This window comes from Flavobacterium algoritolerans (genome assembly GCF_030010385.1).
Lineage (GTDB): Bacteria > Bacteroidota > Bacteroidia > Flavobacteriales > Flavobacteriaceae > Flavobacterium > Flavobacterium algoritolerans.
Window position 1 is genome coordinate 15,345 of record NZ_JASCRZ010000002.1, and the last position, 19,817, is coordinate 35,161.

33 protein-coding genes and 1 tRNA gene are annotated in these 19,817 nt (G+C 35.3%); 26 read left to right on the top strand and 8 right to left on the bottom strand.

All coding sequences use genetic code 11. From position 1 onward, the window contains the following. Positions 1–43: 43 nt before the first annotated feature. The 5 genes from QLS65_RS05585 to QLS65_RS05605 all read right to left on the bottom strand — a co-directional run bounded on the left by QLS65_RS05585 (position 44) and on the right by QLS65_RS05605 (position 4,281). Entirely contained in the window at positions 44–928 is an 885-nt protein-coding gene (locus QLS65_RS05585; RefSeq protein WP_282715807.1) for a hypothetical protein, read from the bottom strand. 170 nt (positions 929–1,098) lie between these two features. Continuing rightward, positions 1,099–1,578 carry a hypothetical protein gene (locus tag QLS65_RS05590; protein ID WP_282715809.1) on the bottom strand — a complete coding sequence of 160 codons (480 nt, stop codon included), beginning with the start codon at positions 1,576–1,578 and terminating at the stop codon, positions 1,099–1,101. 152 nt (positions 1,579–1,730) lie between these two features. Beyond that, a complete protein-coding gene (locus QLS65_RS05595) occupies positions 1,731–2,411 on the bottom strand; it encodes a hypothetical protein (protein ID WP_282715811.1) in 681 nt (226 codons plus the stop codon). Then, the gene (locus QLS65_RS05600; protein ID WP_282715813.1) at positions 2,408–2,860 is read right to left on the bottom strand and encodes a hypothetical protein; all 453 of its coding nucleotides are present in this window, start codon (positions 2,858–2,860) and stop codon (positions 2,408–2,410) included. Before QLS65_RS05600 ends, QLS65_RS05595 begins: the two co-directional genes overlap by 4 nt. Positions 2,861–3,483: 623 nt before the next feature. Further along, positions 3,484–4,281, bottom strand: a complete 798-nt coding sequence (locus tag QLS65_RS05605) for an XRE family transcriptional regulator (RefSeq protein ID WP_282715815.1) — start codon at positions 4,279–4,281, stop codon at positions 3,484–3,486. 33 nt (positions 4,282–4,314) lie between these two features. On the opposite strand from QLS65_RS05605, the gene QLS65_RS05610 reads away from it, so the two are divergent. The 26 genes from QLS65_RS05610 (at position 4,315) to QLS65_RS05735 (ending at position 16,874) form a co-directional block, all read left to right on the top strand. Continuing rightward, positions 4,315–4,548 carry a hypothetical protein gene (locus QLS65_RS05610; RefSeq protein ID WP_282715817.1) on the top strand — a complete coding sequence of 78 codons (234 nt, stop codon included), beginning with the start codon at positions 4,315–4,317 and terminating at the stop codon, positions 4,546–4,548. Positions 4,549–5,014: 466 nt separating this feature from the next. Continuing rightward, complete coding sequence (locus QLS65_RS05615) at positions 5,015–6,526, top strand: hypothetical protein (RefSeq protein WP_282715819.1); 1,512 nt, start codon at positions 5,015–5,017, stop codon at positions 6,524–6,526. A gap of 52 nt (positions 6,527–6,578) precedes the next feature. Continuing rightward, positions 6,579–7,436 (top strand): AAA family ATPase, encoded by an 858-nt coding sequence (locus QLS65_RS05620; RefSeq protein ID WP_282715821.1) that lies wholly within the window; start codon positions 6,579–6,581, stop codon positions 7,434–7,436. Beyond that, positions 7,426–7,884, top strand: a complete 459-nt coding sequence (locus QLS65_RS05625) for a hypothetical protein (protein ID WP_282715823.1) — start codon at positions 7,426–7,428, stop codon at positions 7,882–7,884. Before QLS65_RS05620 ends, QLS65_RS05625 begins: the two co-directional genes overlap by 11 nt. Beyond that, a complete protein-coding gene (locus tag QLS65_RS05630; RefSeq protein ID WP_282715825.1) occupies positions 7,865–8,503 on the top strand; it encodes a hypothetical protein in 639 nt (212 codons plus the stop codon). The genes QLS65_RS05625 and QLS65_RS05630 overlap by 20 nt, the downstream gene beginning before the upstream one ends. A 14-nt stretch (positions 8,504–8,517) precedes the next feature. Next, positions 8,518–8,919, top strand: a complete 402-nt coding sequence (locus tag QLS65_RS05635) for a hypothetical protein (protein ID WP_282715827.1) — start codon at positions 8,518–8,520, stop codon at positions 8,917–8,919. A gap of 108 nt (positions 8,920–9,027) precedes the next feature. After that, positions 9,028–9,249 carry a hypothetical protein gene (locus tag QLS65_RS05640; protein ID WP_282715829.1) on the top strand — a complete coding sequence of 74 codons (222 nt, stop codon included), beginning with the start codon at positions 9,028–9,030 and terminating at the stop codon, positions 9,247–9,249. A gap of 2 nt (positions 9,250–9,251) precedes the next feature. Continuing rightward, the gene (locus tag QLS65_RS05645) at positions 9,252–9,464 is read left to right on the top strand and encodes a hypothetical protein (RefSeq protein WP_282715831.1); all 213 of its coding nucleotides are present in this window, start codon (positions 9,252–9,254) and stop codon (positions 9,462–9,464) included. A 23-nt stretch (positions 9,465–9,487) separates the two neighbouring features. Continuing rightward, on the top strand, positions 9,488–10,162 hold the full coding sequence (locus QLS65_RS05650; RefSeq protein ID WP_282715832.1) for a hypothetical protein: 675 nt from the start codon (positions 9,488–9,490) through the stop codon (positions 10,160–10,162). 135 nt (positions 10,163–10,297) lie between these two features. Next, positions 10,298–10,498 (top strand): hypothetical protein, encoded by a 201-nt coding sequence (locus QLS65_RS05655; RefSeq protein WP_282715834.1) that lies wholly within the window; start codon positions 10,298–10,300, stop codon positions 10,496–10,498. A gap of 11 nt (positions 10,499–10,509) precedes the next feature. Further along, positions 10,510–10,576: transfer RNA gene (locus QLS65_RS05660), tRNA-OTHER, on the top strand. Between the two features lie 20 nt (positions 10,577–10,596). Beyond that, a complete protein-coding gene (locus QLS65_RS05665) occupies positions 10,597–10,851 on the top strand; it encodes a hypothetical protein (RefSeq protein WP_282715836.1) in 255 nt (84 codons plus the stop codon). A 15-nt stretch (positions 10,852–10,866) separates the two neighbouring features. Next, positions 10,867–11,064 (top strand): hypothetical protein, encoded by a 198-nt coding sequence (locus QLS65_RS05670; protein ID WP_282715838.1) that lies wholly within the window; start codon positions 10,867–10,869, stop codon positions 11,062–11,064. Continuing rightward, positions 11,051–11,380 (top strand): hypothetical protein, encoded by a 330-nt coding sequence (locus QLS65_RS05675; protein WP_282715839.1) that lies wholly within the window; start codon positions 11,051–11,053, stop codon positions 11,378–11,380. Before QLS65_RS05670 ends, QLS65_RS05675 begins: the two co-directional genes overlap by 14 nt. A gap of 110 nt (positions 11,381–11,490) precedes the next feature. After that, positions 11,491–11,736 (top strand): hypothetical protein, encoded by a 246-nt coding sequence (locus QLS65_RS05680; RefSeq protein ID WP_282715841.1) that lies wholly within the window; start codon positions 11,491–11,493, stop codon positions 11,734–11,736. Position 11,737: 1 nt separating this feature from the next. Further along, complete coding sequence (locus tag QLS65_RS05685; protein ID WP_282715842.1) at positions 11,738–11,920, top strand: hypothetical protein; 183 nt, start codon at positions 11,738–11,740, stop codon at positions 11,918–11,920. Then, positions 11,917–12,249 carry a hypothetical protein gene (locus QLS65_RS05690; RefSeq protein WP_282715844.1) on the top strand — a complete coding sequence of 111 codons (333 nt, stop codon included), beginning with the start codon at positions 11,917–11,919 and terminating at the stop codon, positions 12,247–12,249. The genes QLS65_RS05685 and QLS65_RS05690 overlap by 4 nt, the downstream gene beginning before the upstream one ends. Before the next feature lie 136 nt (positions 12,250–12,385). After that, the gene (locus QLS65_RS05695; protein WP_282715845.1) at positions 12,386–12,694 is read left to right on the top strand and encodes a DUF4406 domain-containing protein; all 309 of its coding nucleotides are present in this window, start codon (positions 12,386–12,388) and stop codon (positions 12,692–12,694) included. A gap of 3 nt (positions 12,695–12,697) precedes the next feature. Further along, positions 12,698–13,219: a hypothetical protein gene (locus tag QLS65_RS05700; protein WP_282715846.1), complete on the top strand. Its 522-nt coding sequence runs from the start codon at positions 12,698–12,700 to the stop codon at positions 13,217–13,219. Positions 13,220–13,242: 23 nt separating this feature from the next. After that, positions 13,243–13,701: a hypothetical protein gene (locus QLS65_RS05705; RefSeq protein ID WP_282715848.1), complete on the top strand. Its 459-nt coding sequence runs from the start codon at positions 13,243–13,245 to the stop codon at positions 13,699–13,701. An 11-nt stretch (positions 13,702–13,712) separates the two neighbouring features. Further along, positions 13,713–14,084 carry a hypothetical protein gene (locus QLS65_RS05710; RefSeq protein ID WP_282715850.1) on the top strand — a complete coding sequence of 124 codons (372 nt, stop codon included), beginning with the start codon at positions 13,713–13,715 and terminating at the stop codon, positions 14,082–14,084. Between the two features lie 214 nt (positions 14,085–14,298). After that, complete coding sequence (locus QLS65_RS05715; protein WP_282715852.1) at positions 14,299–15,261, top strand: RNA-directed DNA polymerase; 963 nt, start codon at positions 14,299–14,301, stop codon at positions 15,259–15,261. Positions 15,262–15,313: 52 nt separating this feature from the next. After that, complete coding sequence (locus QLS65_RS05720; RefSeq protein ID WP_282715854.1) at positions 15,314–15,538, top strand: hypothetical protein; 225 nt, start codon at positions 15,314–15,316, stop codon at positions 15,536–15,538. Positions 15,539–15,549: 11 nt separating this feature from the next. Next, positions 15,550–16,077: a hypothetical protein gene (locus QLS65_RS05725; protein WP_282715856.1), complete on the top strand. Its 528-nt coding sequence runs from the start codon at positions 15,550–15,552 to the stop codon at positions 16,075–16,077. 73 nt (positions 16,078–16,150) lie between these two features. After that, positions 16,151–16,351: a hypothetical protein gene (locus QLS65_RS05730; RefSeq protein WP_282715858.1), complete on the top strand. Its 201-nt coding sequence runs from the start codon at positions 16,151–16,153 to the stop codon at positions 16,349–16,351. 1 nt (position 16,352) lies between these two features. After that, entirely contained in the window at positions 16,353–16,874 is a 522-nt protein-coding gene (locus tag QLS65_RS05735) for a hypothetical protein (protein ID WP_282715859.1), read from the top strand. A gap of 1 nt (position 16,875) precedes the next feature. Here QLS65_RS05735 and QLS65_RS05740 read toward each other — a convergent pair whose 3' ends face one another. The 3 genes from QLS65_RS05740 to QLS65_RS05750 are packed head-to-tail and all read right to left on the bottom strand — an operon-like array spanning position 16,876 to position 19,770. Beyond that, positions 16,876–17,427 (bottom strand): hypothetical protein, encoded by a 552-nt coding sequence (locus QLS65_RS05740; RefSeq protein ID WP_282715861.1) that lies wholly within the window; start codon positions 17,425–17,427, stop codon positions 16,876–16,878. Then, a complete protein-coding gene (locus QLS65_RS05745) occupies positions 17,424–17,945 on the bottom strand; it encodes a phage virion morphogenesis family protein (protein ID WP_282715863.1) in 522 nt (173 codons plus the stop codon). Before QLS65_RS05745 ends, QLS65_RS05740 begins: the two co-directional genes overlap by 4 nt. Continuing rightward, on the bottom strand, positions 17,938–19,770 hold the full coding sequence (locus QLS65_RS05750) for a tape measure protein (RefSeq protein ID WP_282715865.1): 1,833 nt from the start codon (positions 19,768–19,770) through the stop codon (positions 17,938–17,940). Before QLS65_RS05750 ends, QLS65_RS05745 begins: the two co-directional genes overlap by 8 nt. Positions 19,771–19,817 lie beyond the last annotated feature (47 nt).

Genomic DNA, 19,817 nt, shown 5'->3' on the forward strand with positions numbered 1-19,817 from the left:
CCTAAAACCCAAATTGCTTGTAGCGTGTGTTACCAGCAGGTTTTTAGTCTATTCCAAGTCTTTTATGCATTTCATGCCATTCTTTTCCGAATTGAATGTTTTCTAAGGCAACTTTTCGTTTGTCTTCGGGTAAGCAATCGATACAGGTTGGATACTGAAGTCCTTTATAATGCTGTTTACATTTAGGACATAATTCCATTTTATTTACATCAAAATTATATGCACATTTTTTACAAGCAGTTATTGCGTCTTCAAACGAAAGATACTTAATGGAATCATTTAGATGAAGTAAAAATGCCTCTTTCTCAATTGTTTCAGAATCTTTATTTTTTGCACGTTCTCTTTGCATCCAATATTTGACACTTGACAAATTGTTCTTATTTCTATATTTATCCTTTGACACGAAACATTTATCTACAACTTCATAAGCGTCTTTATTTTCATAAAAAATAGAGATAAGCTCATTTACAGATCTAAAAGTTGCTTCATCAAATTCGTGCTTACAATCAGCACAACGATATTTTGGAATTTTTCTTACTCTTTCGCTTGGATTTTTGCTCATGCAATTTGGACACAATAGTACAGGAACATAATCATGATTTTTTAGTACATAATCAGTAAACTCAGATTTATTTATTTCTGGATTTGTGTCTATGTGGTCTTTGGCATATTTACTTGTTATTTCTCTTAGATATTCCGCGTATTTTCTTGGGTGAGAAAGATGCTGTACAGTTAATGTCTCAGTACCGGAGCATATTTCACATTTGTCTTTAAGAAATTTGGGTCTTCTTTCTTGCCAGTCTTTTGTGTTCCAAGAACGTTGTCCTTCTTTTAAGTCACCCCAAAATTGAGTTTTCGCGAGTTCTAACTGAATTTCGCCATTTGCTAATTTGTTCCTTAGATCTATGAGTTCGTTATATGTCAACATTTTCTTCTTGGTGATAGTTTACACGTGCTTCTGTTAAACTTGCAGGTAACGTTCCCGCGCTACAAGCAGTTTGGGACTAAATTAAGCCCATTCTTCGGATTTGCCTAATCATTCCATATACAAAACCATTTTTAAATTAAGCCAAATCCCCAAATTGCTTGTAGCGTGTGTTACCTGCTGGCTTTGTATATTCCGATTAAATTACTTTCCTTTTTGTTTTGAATTACGTTTTCTTTGACTGTTGTCCAAGGCATTCTTATTCTTTCATATCCTCTGTAAATAGTTTCCCAATTATTTCCATTCGGCTTTTGAAGGAATGATTTATAAACTTTATCATTTCTCACAAATTGGATAATCCTATATTCACCATTGATTAATCCAATAGCACTTTCGTAAAATTTGTTGACTAATTCTTCAGAATCGGCGGAGAAAAATTGACACCAAATGTAATCAGTCGATATATGAAGTTCATCTTCATTCTGTAAATTCAGATTGATTTCAAAGTCAATTCCATTCTGTTTTGGAATATCCATTGACAAATCTAAATTTTCATTGTCGTAGTCCATTATCATAGTTAGATTAGGGAAATCATTTTGTATTTTCTTAAACTTCTTTTCTGCTATTTTAAAACATCTTGCTTTCTGTGTCATTTTTTTAAGCTTGCAGGTAACGTTCCCGCGCCTTGCGCCGTTTGCGCCTTACGAAGACGAGTATTTTCGGCTAAACGAAAATACGATTAAAAAACGGTAATTCCACTAAATTCGCAAATGGCGCAAGACGTGTGTTGGCAGTAGGACTTTTTTTATTGTAGTTTTTGTAAGTGTAAATTTTCACCGTTGAAATTTTCTTCTGTTATTGTATATTTTTTATTTCTAACATCGTAATATTCACCTTTAACCTGAACGAAGAAGAAAGGAAAAGAAGCTGTAGTTAATATAGGAATTCTTAATTTACCTCCATTTCTCTCAACAATTTCATTAATAAGTACTTCAATTGTTTGGGTTTCTTTCTCTCGAAGCATTTTTTGGTCAATTAATTCTTTTGAATTATGTACAGTTACGATTAATTTTAGACAAATCTTATTAACTTCTGCATTACCGTAGTTTATAAAAATAAGAGTCAGATAATTACCCTCAAATAAGTTATCTTCAAATTTAAATATTGGTTGCAATATACCTTTCATTTTATTTGAGAGTTCCAAATTTATATATTTATTTATCAAATTATTTTTAGGAGTTATCGCTTTTCCTGTTTGTATTTGAAAAGAAGTTATTTCATTTATTTCTTTTAATATAGTTAAATCAGTTTTTAAATAGGCGTCTTGTTGATAATCCGTTTGTTTTTTTATTTGACGAAAAGTCAAATATGTATAAACTACGTAAATTACGACTAGAATTGTTCCAATGATTTGCGCTATTTGATTTGCATCTTGTAAATAAGTTCGCCAAGTTATTTCTCCGGTTAATAAAATATTTAAAATCATTTAATTAATATATTTAGCATTTGATTTTTTATTTTATGTATTTCAGAAAATCTTTTAACATCGGTTTGATATTCCAAACTTCTCATATCTCCACCGTAAGAAATCGTGAATTTTAAAATATCTGATTTATTTTTCAACCCATTCAAATCAAACATTTCACCATATATTGTTTCAATATAAAGCATATTTATACTCTTAGTTAATATTGTAATAGAATCTACAGTTGTTGAAGTAAAAACTATGTCGTGAATGAATTTTTCATTAAAAAACATTATTTCTAATTCTAAACCATCACCACGACTACTTTTTTTTAATTGATGAAACGAATTTAAAATTTCGACATTAGAGAAACTATTTTCTATTTCTTTAAATAATTCTATATTTTTTGATGTAGGTTGAATTCTCAAGAGAATTTCAAATAATGAAGATAAATATTTTTGTCCTGTCATTTTGTAAGTTTATTAAGGTTGTTTTTTTAGTATCTGCGCTAGTCTTACTGCCAACTAGTATATAGGCGCTACAAAATAGCGCATATACATCTCATTTTGGGTGGATAGTATAGGGGGAACAACCAAAAGTATATAAAGATACAATACAAAAAAGGTCGAAAAAGTCAATAAAATCAAGACATTAACCCAAAAAGGTCGAAAAAGCTACTATAAACGAAAAGTATATTTACTACCATTTAAGTACCATTTAATAAACCGTTTTAAACGCTTTAAATACTAGTATTACCATTGTCTCAGCTGTAATACCCAAATACTACCGTTAAAGCCTTAAAAATAACGTTTTTCTTTATATAACACACCGTTTAAAATACTATTTAAACGGTTTTTTTATGCTCTGAAATGAGCAAAGGATCTATTTTTAAATTTAGTGAATACTTTGTTTTGGGTGGACAGTTGGGTGGACAGTTGGGTGGACAAAAAAACAAAAAAAAGTTAACATAGAAAGGGTGATAATTCTAAAATATTAGGTTTAAAGTATATGATTATGAAGTATAGACATGGGGATAATGCAATTAATTAAATACATTAAAGATGTTTAATTGGTTGATTGCTAATTGTATATCCTAAAAAGTTCGTTTTATCACATGATAAATCTCATTAATTTCATTTAGACTGCATCTGAATGGCTCATCATTGGGATTTCTTGAAGTTAAAATTAAATGCCCCTCATCGTCAATTTTTTCGATGTCTTTATGATAGATTCCTTTATGAGTAATCAAAATAAAACCATACTTACTTTTATTAAATCCGCTCATCCATAAGTGACGCCCGATTTCTCTCCCTAAAATGTCCGCACCTGTAGGTGTGTCATAACCCCCATTATTCCACATGGAATTACCTTTACTTTCAAATCCTAAATACTTTCCCCTACCGATATGATCAACTTTGAAGGTGATTTTTGAAAATTCTTGATTGAGTTTTACTTCATCATCAAAGCATTCAACATAAGAGGCGTAGGCAAGAAAAGGAATCTTTAAAACTTCAATTCTGATGGTTCCATCGGGATATATAAAATATTTATTACCGGTTCTTTCGTTGTAGAGAACTTCAGGTTCTCTGCTTTCGTCTATATAGATTACATCGTCATCTGGGAGATTATAAGGCTCTTCTGGCTCTCTTACTAACTTAAGATTTTCATTAAGCATATTACCGGTTCCGGTTAAAAGCCATTCAATATTGATTTCTGGATATTTAGTATAAATTTCGACTAATGCATTTGAGTTTAAACTTCCTTCTTTAGCTTTTCCTTTAAAACTACCATAAGTCATCCCTATCTTTTCAAGAAAATTTTCAATACCAATAGATTGATTTTTAGCAAAATATAATAATCTTTCTTTAATGTTGGTATATTTTTCGTCCATACGCTTGTTTATTGGTATAAATTTATACTATATTTGCTCCAACAACAGGAACAAATAGAACCAATGAACAAATCTAATAAAAAAAGTAGTGTAAAGTGGAATACAAGTGCATTAAAAGCACTAGCCACAAAATATGCTTTCTCTACCCGCTATATCAAACAATGTATAACAGGTGAGAGAACACCAATTTTTGCTGATCGGATCAAAGCAGAATATGTCGCACTAAAAACAGACCTAGACAACCTTTTGAACAATGATAAATTGTAATTAAGTAATTGATTTAAAAACTATAAGAAATATGTTTGAATATCAACAGAACACCCTTTGCGTAGCGAGTAGTTGGCTTTATGACACAGCAAAACTGTTTTCTAAAGGCTACTATTACAAATTAGTAGAAAGAGGTAAGATGAAAAAAATAATAGGTGGCGGTAACGGTCGTAAAGCATTAGTGGCTTATGATTCAATTCCTGATCAATATAAAAAAGCTATTCGTGAGCTAGTTGGTGATCCTTATGCAAGTGTGAAAAACATTGTTTTTGGTGACTACATGGTATGGGACCACACCGCCGAACACTATTTTAGAGATTATCTCCTGGACAACGGTTCCCATCTTCCTGAAGAAAAACAAAAGGAGTACACCCATCAGGCTGTGATGTTCAACGCTGTTAAGCATATCGCCAACAATGTATTAGTACAAAAGCGATTTGGAGGCAAGAAACAAATGTGGGATCGTATGCTCGAAGCAATCGGGAACTTACCTGAGACTTGGTTACACACTCGTTACAAAAATGTGATTTCATTTAAGCGAGCTATCCATAAATACGAAGAGGAAGGTTATAGTTCAATCGTTTCAGGAAAATGGATGAACTCAAACCCTTCAAAAATTGTGGATGAAGTAGCCGATTTCGTTTTGTCTCAGTACTGCCTTCCTGTAAAGTATACCATTTCCGAAGTACTAAAAATTTACGAATCAGTACGGGAAGCTAAAGGATGGAAAAGTTTAAGCGAGCGAGCTGTTGGTGCATGGCTTGATAAAACAGAGCAAAAACGAATTTGGATGCTAGCTCGTGACGGTAAGGACGAATACATGAAGCACTTTGGACATACCGTCACGCGTAATCGTTCTGAATGGTTCCCTAACGCATGGTGGGCGATTGATGGTACTAAACTGGATTTAGTACACTTTGCAAACAACAAACAAAAGATGGCTGCTGAACTTAAAATTAACGTTGTTTTTGATGTTTACAGCGAGAAAATCATTGGTTGGGATATTGCATACTCTGAAAATCATGCTTCGCACTTTAGAGCCGTTAAAATGGCTGTAGGAGAATCAGGATGCAGACCATTCTTATTCACTTATGATAAGCAATCAGGTCATACTTCAGGTAAAATGCAAAATTTGTACGATAGACTGCCAGTAAACGGACATCATTACAGCCATAAAGTAGGGCGTAAATCTTCACCGGCGGAACAAATTTTTAACCGCTTACAACAACAGGTTATTTCTAAAATGTGGTTCTCGGACAAACAAGGTATCAAGGTAAGAACCGCCACCAATAAGCCTAACACGGATTTCATTGTGGAGTACAAAACAGCCTTGCCAACAGTTGATCAATTCAATAAAATATTTCAAGCTCTTGTTAATAAATGGAACTCAGGCAAACAAGAAGACTGGGAGTACAATAGAATCGAAATGTACAACCAAGAAACGGAGCATAGAGAAGAAATTGACATCATGGACCAGTTATCAATGTTCTGGATTGACGAAACGAAAGTTAAGAAATACTACGCACACGGAATGCCACTTACAGTTGAAGGTAAAGATTATATCTATGAAGTTTATGACGAAACCAACAATATTGACTTAGAATTTCGTAGAAAATGGGTTGGCGAAAGCTTAATAGTTCGCTATGATCCTGAACGACTGGATGAGTTTATCGGACTTTATGAATTGACAGCAAATGGCGAAAAAAGATTTGTGGCTTATGCACAATCCAAACGAATGCATGAGTCAATTCCTGTTCTAATGAAAGGTAATTCTAAAGCATTATTGCTCCAAGACATTGAAGTTCGTGATGCTGAGTTAAAACGTGACCAAGAAGCCTACGAACGATTGATTAATAGAACGGGGATATCAAGAGAAAGCTTAATCGAAGAGCAGGAACTCATGGTTAAGTTTCAAGGGCATCTACCAAAAGAGGAACAAATGGAAACCGATAGAACAGGATTCTATTCCAAATTTTAAAGCATTTAAAAACTAATTAAAAACCGTTTAAACCCTTATTAAATCTATTAAAATGACACAACAAGACAAGATTAAAATAGTAGAAGATTTAGAAACATTCATCCTTCAAAAAGGATCACAAAACAAAGTGGCTGCCGAAATGAAATCGGTGTCTGCCTCCACACTTTCGCAAATGCGAAACCACAATTGGGAAAACATTGCAGATGAAATGTGGCGCAAAGTGTCTTCTTATTTAGGCAGTAGCGAAAACGATTGGGTTTACTGTGATACGACCAGAAACGCTATTGAATTAAAAAGAATCTATCACGATGCCCAACAGTTCAAAGAGGTTTATGGTGTAGTAGGTCCTTCGGGTCACGGTAAAACAGCCTCGTCAAAAATTTATGAGGAAAACAATAAAAATGTTATCAATATATTTTGCACAAGCTATATGGATGAGCGTAGTTTTTTGAGTGAAATATTGGCAAAAATAGGAAAAGATTCAGTAGGAATGTCGGTAACCAAATTAATGGCGAAGATAGTTTTAGAGGTAAAATCAAGAGAGAATCTTCTTTTTATTTTCAATGAATACGACAAGTTGTGTGATAAAGTAGTGTATCTGTTTATCTCATTGTTTAACGAATTGGAAGACGATTGTGGGATGGTAATTTCTGCCACTCATTTTTTAGAAAGGAAAATAGCAAAAGGAGTTGTCTTAGACAAAATGGGTTATAGAGAAGTTTTATCGAGAGTGGGCGGTAAATTCTTTGAATTGGAACCCAACAACTATTCCGACACCTTGAAAATATGCGCTTTAAATGGTGTTGAAGACGAAAAAACGGTCAGAACCATTTATACAGACTCCAAAGGAGACGGGCGAAGAATTAAACGATTAGTAAACTGCCATAAAAGAGCCAACAATGGAATATAGATACCATCCTATAATTGAGTCCCTAAAAATAAGTGAGGATGGTAGCGAAATCTTAATGAATGGTTCCCCGGTTACAATTTCAAGTGACCATCCTGAGCACATGAGAAACCCTAGAAAATTAGTGCGTTTTGGCAAAAAGAATGTCAACGTCATAAGATTAGTTTGTGAAGCGTGGCATGGCATTTCTCCCACAGGCGAACATGCAGCACGAAGAGTAGATGAAGAAAAAGGAGATCATTACAGTAATTTATTTTGGGGTAAAAAAGGAATGACATTAAGTAGTGCAAAAGGAGTGGTTCAACCCACGTTAAAAATGACCCCTGAAGTATATGCTAATGTAATGAAGCGAAGTAAAAAGGAATCAATAAGAGCCATTTTAAAAGAATTGGATATATCCGAAAACAGATTCTACCAATATCGAAAAAAGCATGTCGAAAAAGATAAATAGGGCTTATTCAGTATCAAACGTTCTTTCAAAAAAATTTAATCCTTTAGACTTCTCTGGCGAATGGGAAGCCACACTAGGAAAACCGGATAAAGCTTTTTCTGCCATTATTTGGGGTGGTACCACAAACGGGAAAACAGAGGCGGCCATGAAGTTAGCTAAGTACCTGACCAATTTTGGGAAAGTAGCTTACGACTCTTTAGAACAAGGCCTTTCGTCAACGATTCAAAAAGCATTAATAAGGAATCACATGGACACCTGCGGTAACTCGTTCATACTCCTAGATCGAGAGCCATTTGAAGACTTGATTATAAGGATGAGTAAACCAAAATCGCCCGATTTCCTTTTTATCGATTCGGTACAATACACAAGAATCACCAAGGCGCAATATTACGAACTCAAGGAGTTGATGCTTAAAAAAGGAAAAGGAATTATTTGGATATCGCAGGCGAAAGGAAGTTTACCAAAAGGCGCCTTAGCTGATGATATAATGTTTGATGTCGATTTGAAATTATGGGTAGAGGGATTCAAGTTATTCCCTGACGGAAGGTTAAACGGTGGCGGTGAGCCATTCGTTATATGGGCTCAAAGAGCTGCAAGATATTGGAAAGAAATCATTTAAGAAACAACAGCAAAATGAAAACAACAATCACAAAACAATCAAAAATTGAAACTCTAGAACAATTGTTCAATCAGGCGCCGGAAGTTGACTCTTTCATGTTTGCCTTATGGATGTTCTGGTGTGAAAGCGTAACCATAAACTCAAGGGAATTGCAACAAGTGCTAGCTAATCGAAGTGTCAATAATTGGTTTTTGACCGAATTACGAAAAGAGGAAAAGGAATGTGCAATGCTACTACTGGAGTATAAGGGTGTTTCACAAGATGACAAGAACAAATTATACATCAAATGTATTTATAAACTGTTTTCAAAGTTCCCTCTGTCTCTTTTGAAAAATGCTAAACATCGAGAGATAAAACCTAAAACCTCAAAAGTACCAGGATATCAGATAGAGTTTTCAATCATCAATTTAAATTAACCTATGGCATTATACAATTACGATTTAACAGAGATCAACGAGCGATTAGAACTGCTTTATATGGTGTTACAATATTGCTCTAAACAGCAATTATACCACAACCGTAAAATGTTCTCGATTGGTGAGCGTATCGCCATCAATCAAGAGCGAGCTGCACTTGAGGATTTTGTCAACTACTTGTTTGGTGAAATGCCTAGAGAAGATGTTAGAATGTATCAAGTTCCTGATAGGTTGGAGGATAAAATAACATGGAGTATTCACCTTATGAAGCAAGCCAATTATATCTACAATGGGAGAAGCGAATATTTAGAACACTTGAAAAAATATTAATCATGGAACAATTCACTCAAGAAGAAATCGACAAAGCTCTTGCCGAAATAGAAACGTTAGACCGCTATACGATGTGCAAGTATTGGAGGTTTGCACCACCCGGAACTGAAATATATTTCAGGAGTGACTTACCAACCGGTAACGCTTTTCAAAAACGCCTTTTCGTGGAGTTAGGAGGCTTTACTCCCGAAATCAGTAAACAAATAGGACATTAATAATTAATTCAATAAAAATCAAAATGAACACAGAAACACCAACAGTAGTAGCATTAGGGGATTTAACCCCAGAACAAAGAAAACAACTTTTGATTGAAGCCAAAGAAAGCATCAAGGCTGATAAAGAAAAAAAGAAAGGTAATTATGTAGCCTTCAAAGAACTTGCAGCCGAATTTGTAGGGCGAAATATCAACGCTCTCACTGATTTACACAGTGTAAATGAAAAGGTGATTTTAAGCGTTTTTGAGGACTTTAATCCAACACTAGCCATTCGTAAGGAATTGTATGGAGACAGCGATCAAAACAGCTATACCAGTACTCTCGCTGATGGTTCGCAAAGTATTACAATAGGATATAATGTTACTATTAGTTTTGATGGAACTGAGCCAGCTGGTATAAATAAGATAAAAGAATATTTAGCAACTCTGGCTTTAGATAATGCAAATGCAAAAAAACTTTCCTCCAGTCTTAACTTATTGCTTAAGCCAAACGGTAAAACAGGAATGTTGAAGCCTAACGTTGTTTTGCAGCTCAAAGAATTAAGAGCCGAATATAATGATGAAGGCTTTGATGAAGGAATTGAAATCATTGAGAAAGCGCAAATATTCACTAGAACTACGCAATATGTTCGAGGTTGGAATTATGTGACTAATGAAGCCGGGCAAAGAAAGAAAATCAGTTTTAGCTTTTCTGTTTAATGCAATCCAGTAATCCTTACATAAGCACGATAATTCTATTAGTTATCGTGCTTATCCTAACGAACCTAAAGCCTTTACAATTGTATTATGAATGGCTTCATTTCAAAATAAAAACCACTTATAAACAGCACATCAATGCCCGTAACAATAATCCCAATCACTGACCACGAAGTTTATACCATCAATGGCAAAACAATCTACAAAGATGTTAATGAAAACTGGACTTGTAATGTTGAATTAAGTACAAAGGAAAACATGGCATTTATGAATTATAAGCAATTGATAATTGAAAATAGAGACGTAAAAAAGCATACGAAATCAACTTACACTGGTTAGTTAATTCGGTTTCCCGAGTAACTCAGTTGGTAGAGTGCCTTAAGTGGCTGGTCGCGGGATCGAAGCCCGCCTCGGGAGCAAATTTAAAACAGCAACAAATGGGAAATGTAAAACAAAACGCATATCACGTAAAATTAAAGATAATCCCAACTGAAAAGGGGTTTAAATCTAGTTTTATTCAAGGAATAGTATTTGACGACACGCCAAGTTTAGCCGAAAAAAGGGCCGTTGAAAACTTAAAGGAATGGGTTGCAACTGAAACTATGAATTTTGAAATAAAAATTCAATCAACAGTTAAATTAAGAAAGGATTTTATGTTTCACCCTGAAGCTAAAAAAACAGACAGCAACTAAAACAACAACAACAATATGGCAGAATTCAACAAAGTAAAAGCACTGGATGAAATAATGGAAATATTTAAGCTAGGTCCTAATCCTACATTTTCAGAGAATATGAATGCAATGATTACGGCTCAAAATTATTTAGAGGTGATTCACCTGGAAAGCTTCCAGAAAGGACTAGAACAAGGACTAAAAAAAATAGACTTAGAAAATGACAGCAACTAAGAAACCAATTGTTTACTCAGGCACTGGAAGTGCCATAGACAATTACAATTCCCCAACACCAACTCACAATGAAAACTGGGGCGTGTTTGACCTTAATAACCAGCAGCACAAGTATATCATGGCATTGTGTCGCACAAGACAATGGACTAAACCAAGTGAAAGATGGGGAACGGTAGCTGATATGGATGGCGCATTTAGTACTTTTTTAAAATCATCAAAGTCCCCAGTCAAAAAGCCTTTACAGGATATGACACCAAAAGAAGTATCAAAAATAATAGTCGCATTAGGCGGAATTGTAGAACATAAATTTAAGTAAAATGATATATATAATAATTGGAATATTAGTAATAGCAGTAGTAATCATTGTTGGCGTGATAAGTTATCTATTTGGTTTGTTTGCAGGCATTCACTTAAATTTTGAAGAGCATGAGCCGGATAATCCCAAACTCCCAAAATGCGATTGTAAGGATGTTAACCAGTGCTCAAAATGGTGTCACGCCAAAGCGAGCTTTTCAAAAGACTTTGCAGATGGAAAAATATAGTATCAAGGTAGTTTGTCCTCACGACATCGCCGAAATAAAAGTACTAGAAAGTATAGCCACCTGTGAAACAACAGTACTCGTTTGCACTGAATGTAGCGAAGAATTAGAAAAACCTAAAACCGAATGTTGAGATGACAAGAGAAGAACAAATTGCAGACGCTTACAAGGATTGCCCCGAATATGTTAAAAATAAAATAAACAAAGAAGGCTGGGTTCCACACACGTATTATTTAGACTTAAAGTGTTTTTATAGCGGAGATGAAATTGAAAAAATAGGACGTGAATTAGTAAGGCCTAAAATATTAAGACAATGAAAATAAAACTAAAACTCTCCGAAAAACAGATCAATGCATTGGTTTATAGTTTTGGTGTAATAACCAAAACACCAACCAAGGATAGAGCCGTAAAAGTAGCTCGTTCTGTAATAGACAAAGTGGCCCTGAAATTCAAGAAAAAACAATTAGACGTACAACAGGGCGGGAATCTTTTTACACGAGACAAAAAGCATTGTTTCACGCTCGAAATTGTCGAAGCACATTATTTAGAACAATTCACAATACTTATGAGTGAACATCCCTTGAATGATTATGACCGTAACGTTTTACGCTTCATAGGAAATAATTTGAACCAACAATTAGCATAATGTACATCAACAAAAAGCGAAAAAAACCCGACCCAAAAGCTGAAAGCATTTTTGATATGGAAAAAAGGCTGCGTAACGAAGCCCTAAATATTTCTAAAACATTCACCCACACCAAACCCATTAAATACCTTTTAAAATGAAAAAAATATACATCGCTGGAAAAGTTACCGGAGAATTAATAGCAGAATGTACAATGAAATTTGGCACAGCACAAAAACAAATAGAAGCACGGGGTTATGAAGTCATTAATCCATTAGAAGTTGTAAATGATTGGACAGCCACATGGAATGATGCAATGAGGAAATGTATTCCTGCTCTTGCAGAATGTGACGGACTGCTATTGCTTCCAGATTATAACGATAGTAAAGGCGCACGTGCTGAGTTGCAAATGGCGTATGTACTCGATATCGAAGTGTTCTCAGATATAAATGATATCAATATATAATTTATGGAACAACTCACTACCTACCGAGCCAAAGGAAAAGAAATAGGATTAGTGTTCCTCTTTAAATACGATTTAAACGGCAATTTAAAGCTGTTTGAAATCTCTGAGGGGGAATTGAACGACGAACAAATGAAATGGTTGTTTTCTGCCAATTTTCCTGCCAACGAAAGCATTATTCAAACCATCTGGATGAAAAATGAAAAATACACTAATGTATTTGTAATTGAAAAGTCAGTAGCCGATTTAAGTTTTGAAGCTTTGTGGAATATGTACGGTTATAAGGAGTCGCGAAAAGATGCCGAAAAGTCCTTTGACAAGTTGACGGAAGCCGAAAGGATTAAATGTTTTATCCAAGTACCAAAATATAAAAAAAGGATAGCACAATCTAAAATTGCACAAGCTCTATTGGCAACTTGGTTAAATAAGGAACGATTTAACGATGAATACCAAGAAGCGGTACCCACAAAGAATTTTAACCCCATTATAGCCGATTTAGCAAAACGCAAAACCGATAGAAGAATTTAAACAATTAAAAACAATCAATAAAAATGAGTAAAACAATGCAAATCAATCCGCCTCAAGGATTCAAATTTCAATCAGTTGACCAATCGTCAGGAGCTATTAATTTGGTTGAAATTCCAAAAGACATTAAAGAACGCATCACAAATCTTAATGATGTGATTAGAGAAAATGGGAAAACGGAAGAGGAATTTAGAGAATCATGTAAGGGTCTCGAACCCGACGAAGTGGCCTATAAAATGATTAAGGAAATAGTAAAAGCATTCAATGAAGGTTGGGTACCAGACTGGACAAACTCAAATGAAGGTAAATACTATCCTTGGTTCAAGATGGGTTCTCCTTCGGGTGGCAGTGTTTCGTACGGCGACTGCGATCGCTGGTACACGGGTTCGTGTGTCGGCTCGCGCCTTTGCTTTAAATCGGCTGATTTAGCAAAACATGCCGGACAATTATTTGAGAGTATTTACAAAGATTTTTTAACAGTTTAAAACAACAAAAAATGTACACAGAAATTAAAACATTCGAAGACGCTTGCAAGGCTATTAATGTAGAGCCTACTATTATTCCAGATTTTTCATTGTTTCCTGAATCGGACAGACAGGCAATGATAGATCACGCTAAATTGATAATCATCGCCAAAGCCATAAACGGCGACTGGGTACCAGACTGGAATAACTGGGATCAGTATAAATATTATCCTTGGTTCGAGATGGGTTCTCCTTCGGGTGGCGGTTTTTCGTACACCGTCTGCGATATCTGGCACTCGACTTCGATTGTCGGCTCGCGCCTTTGCTTTGAGACCAGAGAACAAGCCAAATACGTAGGGAAGCAATTTGAAGACCTGTACAAAAGCTATTTTGTAAAAGCATAAATAATTAAGGTTGTGTGGTGTCGTTGCTGTAGTTCTCCTTCAGGTGGCAGTTTTTCGTACAACGACTACGATAACTGGAACACGAATTCGAATGTCAGCTCGCACCTGAGCTTAAAATATTAAACACCACAGACCTTGCCAACACGGCAAAAAATCACATTCTTAATAGGTTCGTTAGTAGAGCAATCGAAAGCGAGCCAATCAAAGCAAAGAAATGAAACGACTCAATAATATATACAGTCAAATTACATCGATTGACAATCTAAGGATTGCTGAAGCAAAAGCCCGAAAGGGTAAAGCCAATCAATACGGCGTAAAAATTTTTGACAAAGATCCAGAAACTTACATTTTGAATCTTCATGAAATGCTTTTAAATAAAGATTATAAAACCTCAGAATACACAACCTTCACCGTTTTTGAACCAAAAGAAAGGCTTGTTTTTCGCCTTCCTTATTTCCCTGACCGAATCACCCATCACGCTGTAATGAATATTTTAGAACCAATATTTGTAAAGGTTTTTACCAATGACAGTTATGCCTGTATAAAAGGAAAAGGAATACATGCAGCGGCCAATAATATCAAAACAGCATTGCAGGACCAGGAGAATACAAAGTACTGTTTGAAGTTGGACATTGTGAAGTTCTACCCTAATGTGGATCACGATATACTAAAAGCGTTACTTCGAAAAAAGTTCAAGGACAATGACTTACTTTGGTTACTGGATGAAATTATAGACAGTGCCGACGGCTTGCCAATTGGCAACTATTTAAGCCAGTATTTCGCTAACTTCTACCTCACTTATTTTGACCATTGGATCAAAGAACAAAAAGAAATAAAATATTACTTCAGGTATGCTGATGACATTGTAATTCTATCCAACAACAAACCCCATTTACACGAAATTTTAGAAGCCATTAAACAGTATTTAAATGACAATTTAAAACTTCAAGTAAAAGGAAATTATCAAGTATTCCCGGTTGAAGCTCGTGGGATTGATTTTGTAGGATATAAGTTTTACCACACGCACACATTGCTCCGAAAATCAATTAAAAAACGATTTGCTAAAGCAGTATCCAAAACAAAAAACAAAGCCACAATAGCAGCATATAATGGCTGGGCAAAACACGCAGACACAAAACATTTATTAAAAAAATTACTACCCAATGAAAAACTTTAAAGACTTCGGAATAAAAGCAAAATCCGAAACTTTTGTCGGAGATAAAAAAAAGATGTCAAAATTACTAAACACAGAAATAATTGTATTAAAACATAAAATAGTACCATCTAAATACGAGGGATCAAGATTGGATTTACAGATACAGGTTAATGATGCTTTAATGGTTACATGGACAAGTTCAGAATTTCTAATTCAAATGATTAAAGATATTCCAAGCGATGGTTTTCCTTTTAAAACTGTGATTAAAGAAATTAACGAACATTACGAATTCACTTAAAAAATTAAATTATGATACTACCATTTAGTACACAATTAAACGGAAAGCCTACCTATTTTATAGAGAAGATTTGGGAGGGCCTACTAAGAACTGTTAAAGATGATGTACAATACATCGCCTATTTAAACGCTCACGAGAAGCAATGTGGCAAACATTGGGATTATTTACCAGATGAACATGAACGAATGACAAACCCAAAACTTCACACCATCAGGGAAGACAAAAACGATCGTTGGAAACCCAGAACAAAAATTGATTTCTTTATCAATTGCCGTCAAAAAAACATGTTTCGGTTTGCTCCGATTCTGCCAGTGGTTAGCGTTCAAAAAGTGGAGATTTTTTATAAAGGATTATTTTCGGCCGTTGCCATTGACAACGTATTGTTTTATACTGATGCCGATTTTAAGTTAGGTAAAAGTACTGCCGGAATGTTACAACTCGCCCAAAACGACGGCTTTGATACGATTGAAGATTTCTTTGCTTACTTCAATGAAGATTTCAAAGGAAAAATTATACACTGGACGGACTTAAGATATTAATTATCGGCACTAAAATTGTTAGGTTTTATAGTATAAATAATTTCTATATATTTGCATATACCCTTCAATCAGTATGTCGCAAACTAAATTAACCAAACAAGCACGCCTTGAAAAAAGAAATGAACGCATTCGTGAGCGTTTCACTTTTTTTACTTCTAAAAAGAAATGGGCCACTAACTATACGCTGCAACAATTAGCGGATGAATTCCTCCCACTTACAGAAGATACAATATGGCTTATTGTCTCTCAAACTGGTTTTTATAAAACAAAATAACATGAAAAAAATACTGGTATTACTTTTATTCTCTTTTGGTCTACAGGCTCAAACATCTTATAAAGATGTTGATATTTCTGCAGCTGCAGGAAACGATTATGAGACACTTTTGACTAATGTTGAGTATGGTTTAAATCATACTGATATGGAAAACTTTTTTAATGATATTGGTTATTCTTCTAGTGGTTTTAAATTTTCTAAGCGTACTGAAAATTCAGTAAGTTACCGTTTTGAAAAACAAATAATATCAGGTAAGGAAAAGCAATCTTTTGTTTATGTAAAATTAGCTTCAAAAAAAATACCTCAATATACGTTACCAATGATAACTAAAGTTGAAATTTATGGCGATGTGCAATCGATCATAAAATTCTATATTAACTATTGGTCTACAGATCTTAACTTTAATGATGTTAAGGTTGGCGAAGTGGTTTCTACACGTTTCCTTTCAGATGTTGCCACATTAAGCTTCCCTGATGCTAACACCGCAAAAATTACAGTTGTAACCGCAAAAGATAGGATCTAAATTAATCCATTGAAATAACAAAAACAGGAGTTTCAGGCGTAGCACCCGGAAACTCCTGTTTGTTTTTATACTCAATATTTAGTGCAGGATCTACAAGAACATAGTTTTTAGTTTCATTCGCACTATTATCAATCAAAGTGGTTTGGTATTCCATAACAGTAACAATCAGATTTCCGTGGTCCTCATCATCTTCATCCGTTTTTCTTTCCAAGTTTGAAAAGTAGGTACCGCTCAATCCTTGCAACGCTTCATGTACTTTTTCATTGAATTCAAAAAAGTCTAATGCCAGATCCTGGTTAACTGATCCTTCATAACTATCGGCATAGTTTTCCGTTACAACTCTAAACTTTATGAGTCCTTCACCACGCTGAGAACCATTCACCATTGATTCCCATTCAAACCTACCAAAGCTAATAAAAACAGCAGGTCTGGGAAATGTAAATATTCCGGGCGTGTCTAACTGTCCTCTGTATTTATCTACAAAAGCTAGAGTTTCGATATTCTCTTTTAAGAACGCTCCAATTTCTTTTTGGGTATGTTTTTTTACACTCATAGTTTCAATGCTAAATTCAATTCTTTTACAATCATTCGATCTATATTCTTAACTAATGCCGCTGAGTCACCAATGAACTTACGGGCAGGAATATCAAGATGCTGCTTTTTTGTCAAGGCTAATCCTTTGTAATACTCCTGACCAGTTTGTTTGTACATTGCCCAAAAGTACCGGCGCATCTTTGGCGTTATGGGAACCTGACCGCCATAGTTTTGAAGTGCTGCATACTTTACATCAGCAGGAACTCCAACAACTACTTTGTTCCGTTCGGCTTTAATTTTCTTTATCGCATTTTTCAAAGTTCCTCTTTTGCGTAAGATCTGACGGGACCGGTCAGCGGGATTACTTAGTGTTTTCCATTTCTCCACACCATTGTCTACAAACCCCTGAAGCTCGAAGTTTCGTTTAAAGAAATTAACCGCCTGAATCGCAACCATATCAGGAACCTTGTTCCTAAAGACTTCATACTTTTGCTTCAGTATGTCAAACTTTTTGGCATTATTATTTACACTAGGCATTTACTCGTACTTCTAAATCTGCAATTATTTCATTGAATATCTTTTGCATCTCACGTTTAATATCAGATGGTGCTGAGCCCAATGCATTCGTTTGAATCGTCATTTCTTTCACAAAACTTTGAATGTTAAAAGTCACATGTTTGGTATCACTACCGGATCCGGAAAGGCTTTTCTTTTTCTTATCATCTGCACCAGGAATAATGCTACCATCGCTTTTTGTTTTGGCAGCATAATTGTCAAAGAATTTACCATTAGCGTCTAGTTTTGGCTGCGCTTCTTTGGCTGTTTTCTCTTTTAGGTTGTTTGCAGCAGCTTCACCAACTCCTTTATGGTATGCTTTACCTGCATTTATACCAGTCTCTTTAAGGTCCTTAATCAGTTTCATTTTACTGTCAACTCCCATTAAATCGCCTGTAGCTTTCTTCCCGGCTTCAAAAGCTCCTTTCCAGTCGCCTTGAAAAAACAATAGGATTGCTTTACCAATTCCAGTAATACCGGTTAACATATCTTTGAATCTATTAATCACATAATCTTTAATAGCTCCTGCAAAACCTTTGATTGCTTCCCATGCTGCCATGATGGAACCACGGAACCATCCTACTTTTTCATAGGCCATTTTTATAACGCCTATCAAGGCTATTATAGCAATAATTACAGCCATTGTCGGGTTAGCAGCCATAGCAAAGTTTAAAGCCCAAACCACGCCAACCAAACCAACGAGATAAGGCGCTAGTGGTGCAATAATATCAATAAAGAATCCAATTCCTCCCGCAAGGGCTTCGACAATAAAGGCAGCTCCATTTAATACAGTTGTTAGTCCACCTGTTGTACCTTCAAGAGTTCCAAACTGGCCAACCAATCCACCCAGCGAATCCCAAAGCGGTTGTACTGCAAGTATGATTCCCCAAATTGCCACGCCTACCGGTTCAAGTGTTACCATAAAATCACCAAACCAGTCTATAAAACCCGCACCTGCACCTATCAGTTCTGCAACACCTGGACCAAATAACGAACTCGCTTTTTCCCAAAATCCAGTCAGTGCATTTTCTTTTTTATTCATAGCTGCTTGCATCGAATTTGCAGCTGCAGGTAGTCCTTCTTGAAAAGTGGATTTGATTTGATTCGCAAACTTTGGGAGGAAATTATCAGCAGACACTTCCCCTTTTTCCATCATTTGTTTTAGTTTGTTTTCAGTCACTCCCATCGAGTCTGCCGCTATTTTTAACGCGCCGGGTATCTTAGAACCAAACTCGCTTTGGAATCCTGCAAAGTCAACCAGACGCTTTTTTGCAACGGTTCCAAAACTCTCAAGCATAGCCTCATTGTCTTTACCAGAAAGTTTCATGACTGAGGAAGCCACGGCCACGCCATCAAAAATATCGGTCAAGTTTTTACCTTGAATTTTTGTACCGTTCATAGCGGTACTCATCGCAATAAAGCCCGTTCGGTTGCTTTCGACACTCAGGTTTAAATCTTTGGCACGCTTGTCTACCATTTCGAGATTTTTAGCACCGGCACTTCCAAAGTTTAAACCAAATTGCGTGGTTAATTTTTCGGCTTTATCCGTTACTTCAGCTATGTGTCCACCAAAATCAATCAGTTTATTAATGGCAAAAATACCCGCCATTGCGCCACCTACTTTTTTAACGGAGTCACCTAAACCAGTCATTGATTTCTGACCATCATCACCTAATTTTTTGACATCAGTATTTGCTTTGTTGGTCGCTTTGTCTAAGCCTTCCGTTTCCTTTTTAGCTTTTCCAATACCGACGCCAAAGTTTTTGTCGATAATCGACATTGCGTATTGTAATCCTCCAGTTGTCATAAATTATGTGTTTGGTGCGATTATTGTAATTATTTTATATATTTGCA

Bases quoted from the DNA above. Each gene is read 5' to 3' on its own strand.
- QLS65_RS05585 (WP_282715807.1), bottom strand. From the start codon at position 928: ATGTTGACATATAACGAACTCATAGATCTAAGGAACAAATTAGCAAAT.
- QLS65_RS05590 (WP_282715809.1), bottom strand. From the start codon at position 1,578: ATGACACAGAAAGCAAGATGTTTTAAAATAGCAGAAAAGAAGTTTAAG.
- QLS65_RS05595 (WP_282715811.1), bottom strand. From the start codon at position 2,411: ATGATTTTAAATATTTTATTAACCGGAGAAATAACTTGGCGAACTTAT.
- QLS65_RS05600 (WP_282715813.1), bottom strand. From the start codon at position 2,860: ATGACAGGACAAAAATATTTATCTTCATTATTTGAAATTCTCTTGAGA.
- QLS65_RS05605 (WP_282715815.1), bottom strand. From the start codon at position 4,281: ATGGACGAAAAATATACCAACATTAAAGAAAGATTATTATATTTTGCT.
- QLS65_RS05615 (WP_282715819.1), top strand. From the start codon at position 5,015: ATGCTCGAAGCAATCGGGAACTTACCTGAGACTTGGTTACACACTCGT.
- QLS65_RS05620 (WP_282715821.1), top strand. From the start codon at position 6,579: ATGACACAACAAGACAAGATTAAAATAGTAGAAGATTTAGAAACATTC.
- QLS65_RS05625 (WP_282715823.1), top strand. From the start codon at position 7,426: ATGGAATATAGATACCATCCTATAATTGAGTCCCTAAAAATAAGTGAG.
- QLS65_RS05630 (WP_282715825.1), top strand. From the start codon at position 7,865: ATGTCGAAAAAGATAAATAGGGCTTATTCAGTATCAAACGTTCTTTCA.
- QLS65_RS05635 (WP_282715827.1), top strand. From the start codon at position 8,518: ATGAAAACAACAATCACAAAACAATCAAAAATTGAAACTCTAGAACAA.
- QLS65_RS05640 (WP_282715829.1), top strand. From the start codon at position 9,028: ATGTTCTCGATTGGTGAGCGTATCGCCATCAATCAAGAGCGAGCTGCA.
- QLS65_RS05645 (WP_282715831.1), top strand. From the start codon at position 9,252: ATGGAACAATTCACTCAAGAAGAAATCGACAAAGCTCTTGCCGAAATA.
- QLS65_RS05650 (WP_282715832.1), top strand. From the start codon at position 9,488: ATGAACACAGAAACACCAACAGTAGTAGCATTAGGGGATTTAACCCCA.
- QLS65_RS05655 (WP_282715834.1), top strand. From the start codon at position 10,298: ATGCCCGTAACAATAATCCCAATCACTGACCACGAAGTTTATACCATC.
- QLS65_RS05665 (WP_282715836.1), top strand. From the start codon at position 10,597: ATGGGAAATGTAAAACAAAACGCATATCACGTAAAATTAAAGATAATC.
- QLS65_RS05670 (WP_282715838.1), top strand. From the start codon at position 10,867: ATGGCAGAATTCAACAAAGTAAAAGCACTGGATGAAATAATGGAAATA.
- QLS65_RS05675 (WP_282715839.1), top strand. From the start codon at position 11,051: ATGACAGCAACTAAGAAACCAATTGTTTACTCAGGCACTGGAAGTGCC.
- QLS65_RS05680 (WP_282715841.1), top strand. From the start codon at position 11,491: ATGAGCCGGATAATCCCAAACTCCCAAAATGCGATTGTAAGGATGTTA.
- QLS65_RS05685 (WP_282715842.1), top strand. From the start codon at position 11,738: ATGACAAGAGAAGAACAAATTGCAGACGCTTACAAGGATTGCCCCGAA.
- QLS65_RS05690 (WP_282715844.1), top strand. From the start codon at position 11,917: ATGAAAATAAAACTAAAACTCTCCGAAAAACAGATCAATGCATTGGTT.
- QLS65_RS05695 (WP_282715845.1), top strand. From the start codon at position 12,386: ATGAAAAAAATATACATCGCTGGAAAAGTTACCGGAGAATTAATAGCA.
- QLS65_RS05700 (WP_282715846.1), top strand. From the start codon at position 12,698: ATGGAACAACTCACTACCTACCGAGCCAAAGGAAAAGAAATAGGATTA.
- QLS65_RS05705 (WP_282715848.1), top strand. From the start codon at position 13,243: ATGAGTAAAACAATGCAAATCAATCCGCCTCAAGGATTCAAATTTCAA.
- QLS65_RS05710 (WP_282715850.1), top strand. From the start codon at position 13,713: ATGTACACAGAAATTAAAACATTCGAAGACGCTTGCAAGGCTATTAAT.
- QLS65_RS05715 (WP_282715852.1), top strand. From the start codon at position 14,299: ATGAAACGACTCAATAATATATACAGTCAAATTACATCGATTGACAAT.
- QLS65_RS05720 (WP_282715854.1), top strand. From the start codon at position 15,314: ATGTCAAAATTACTAAACACAGAAATAATTGTATTAAAACATAAAATA.
- QLS65_RS05725 (WP_282715856.1), top strand. From the start codon at position 15,550: ATGATACTACCATTTAGTACACAATTAAACGGAAAGCCTACCTATTTT.
- QLS65_RS05730 (WP_282715858.1), top strand. From the start codon at position 16,151: ATGTCGCAAACTAAATTAACCAAACAAGCACGCCTTGAAAAAAGAAAT.
- QLS65_RS05735 (WP_282715859.1), top strand. From the start codon at position 16,353: ATGAAAAAAATACTGGTATTACTTTTATTCTCTTTTGGTCTACAGGCT.
- QLS65_RS05740 (WP_282715861.1), bottom strand. From the start codon at position 17,427: ATGAGTGTAAAAAAACATACCCAAAAAGAAATTGGAGCGTTCTTAAAA.
- QLS65_RS05745 (WP_282715863.1), bottom strand. From the start codon at position 17,945: ATGCCTAGTGTAAATAATAATGCCAAAAAGTTTGACATACTGAAGCAA.
- QLS65_RS05750 (WP_282715865.1), bottom strand. From the start codon at position 19,770: ATGACAACTGGAGGATTACAATACGCAATGTCGATTATCGACAAAAAC.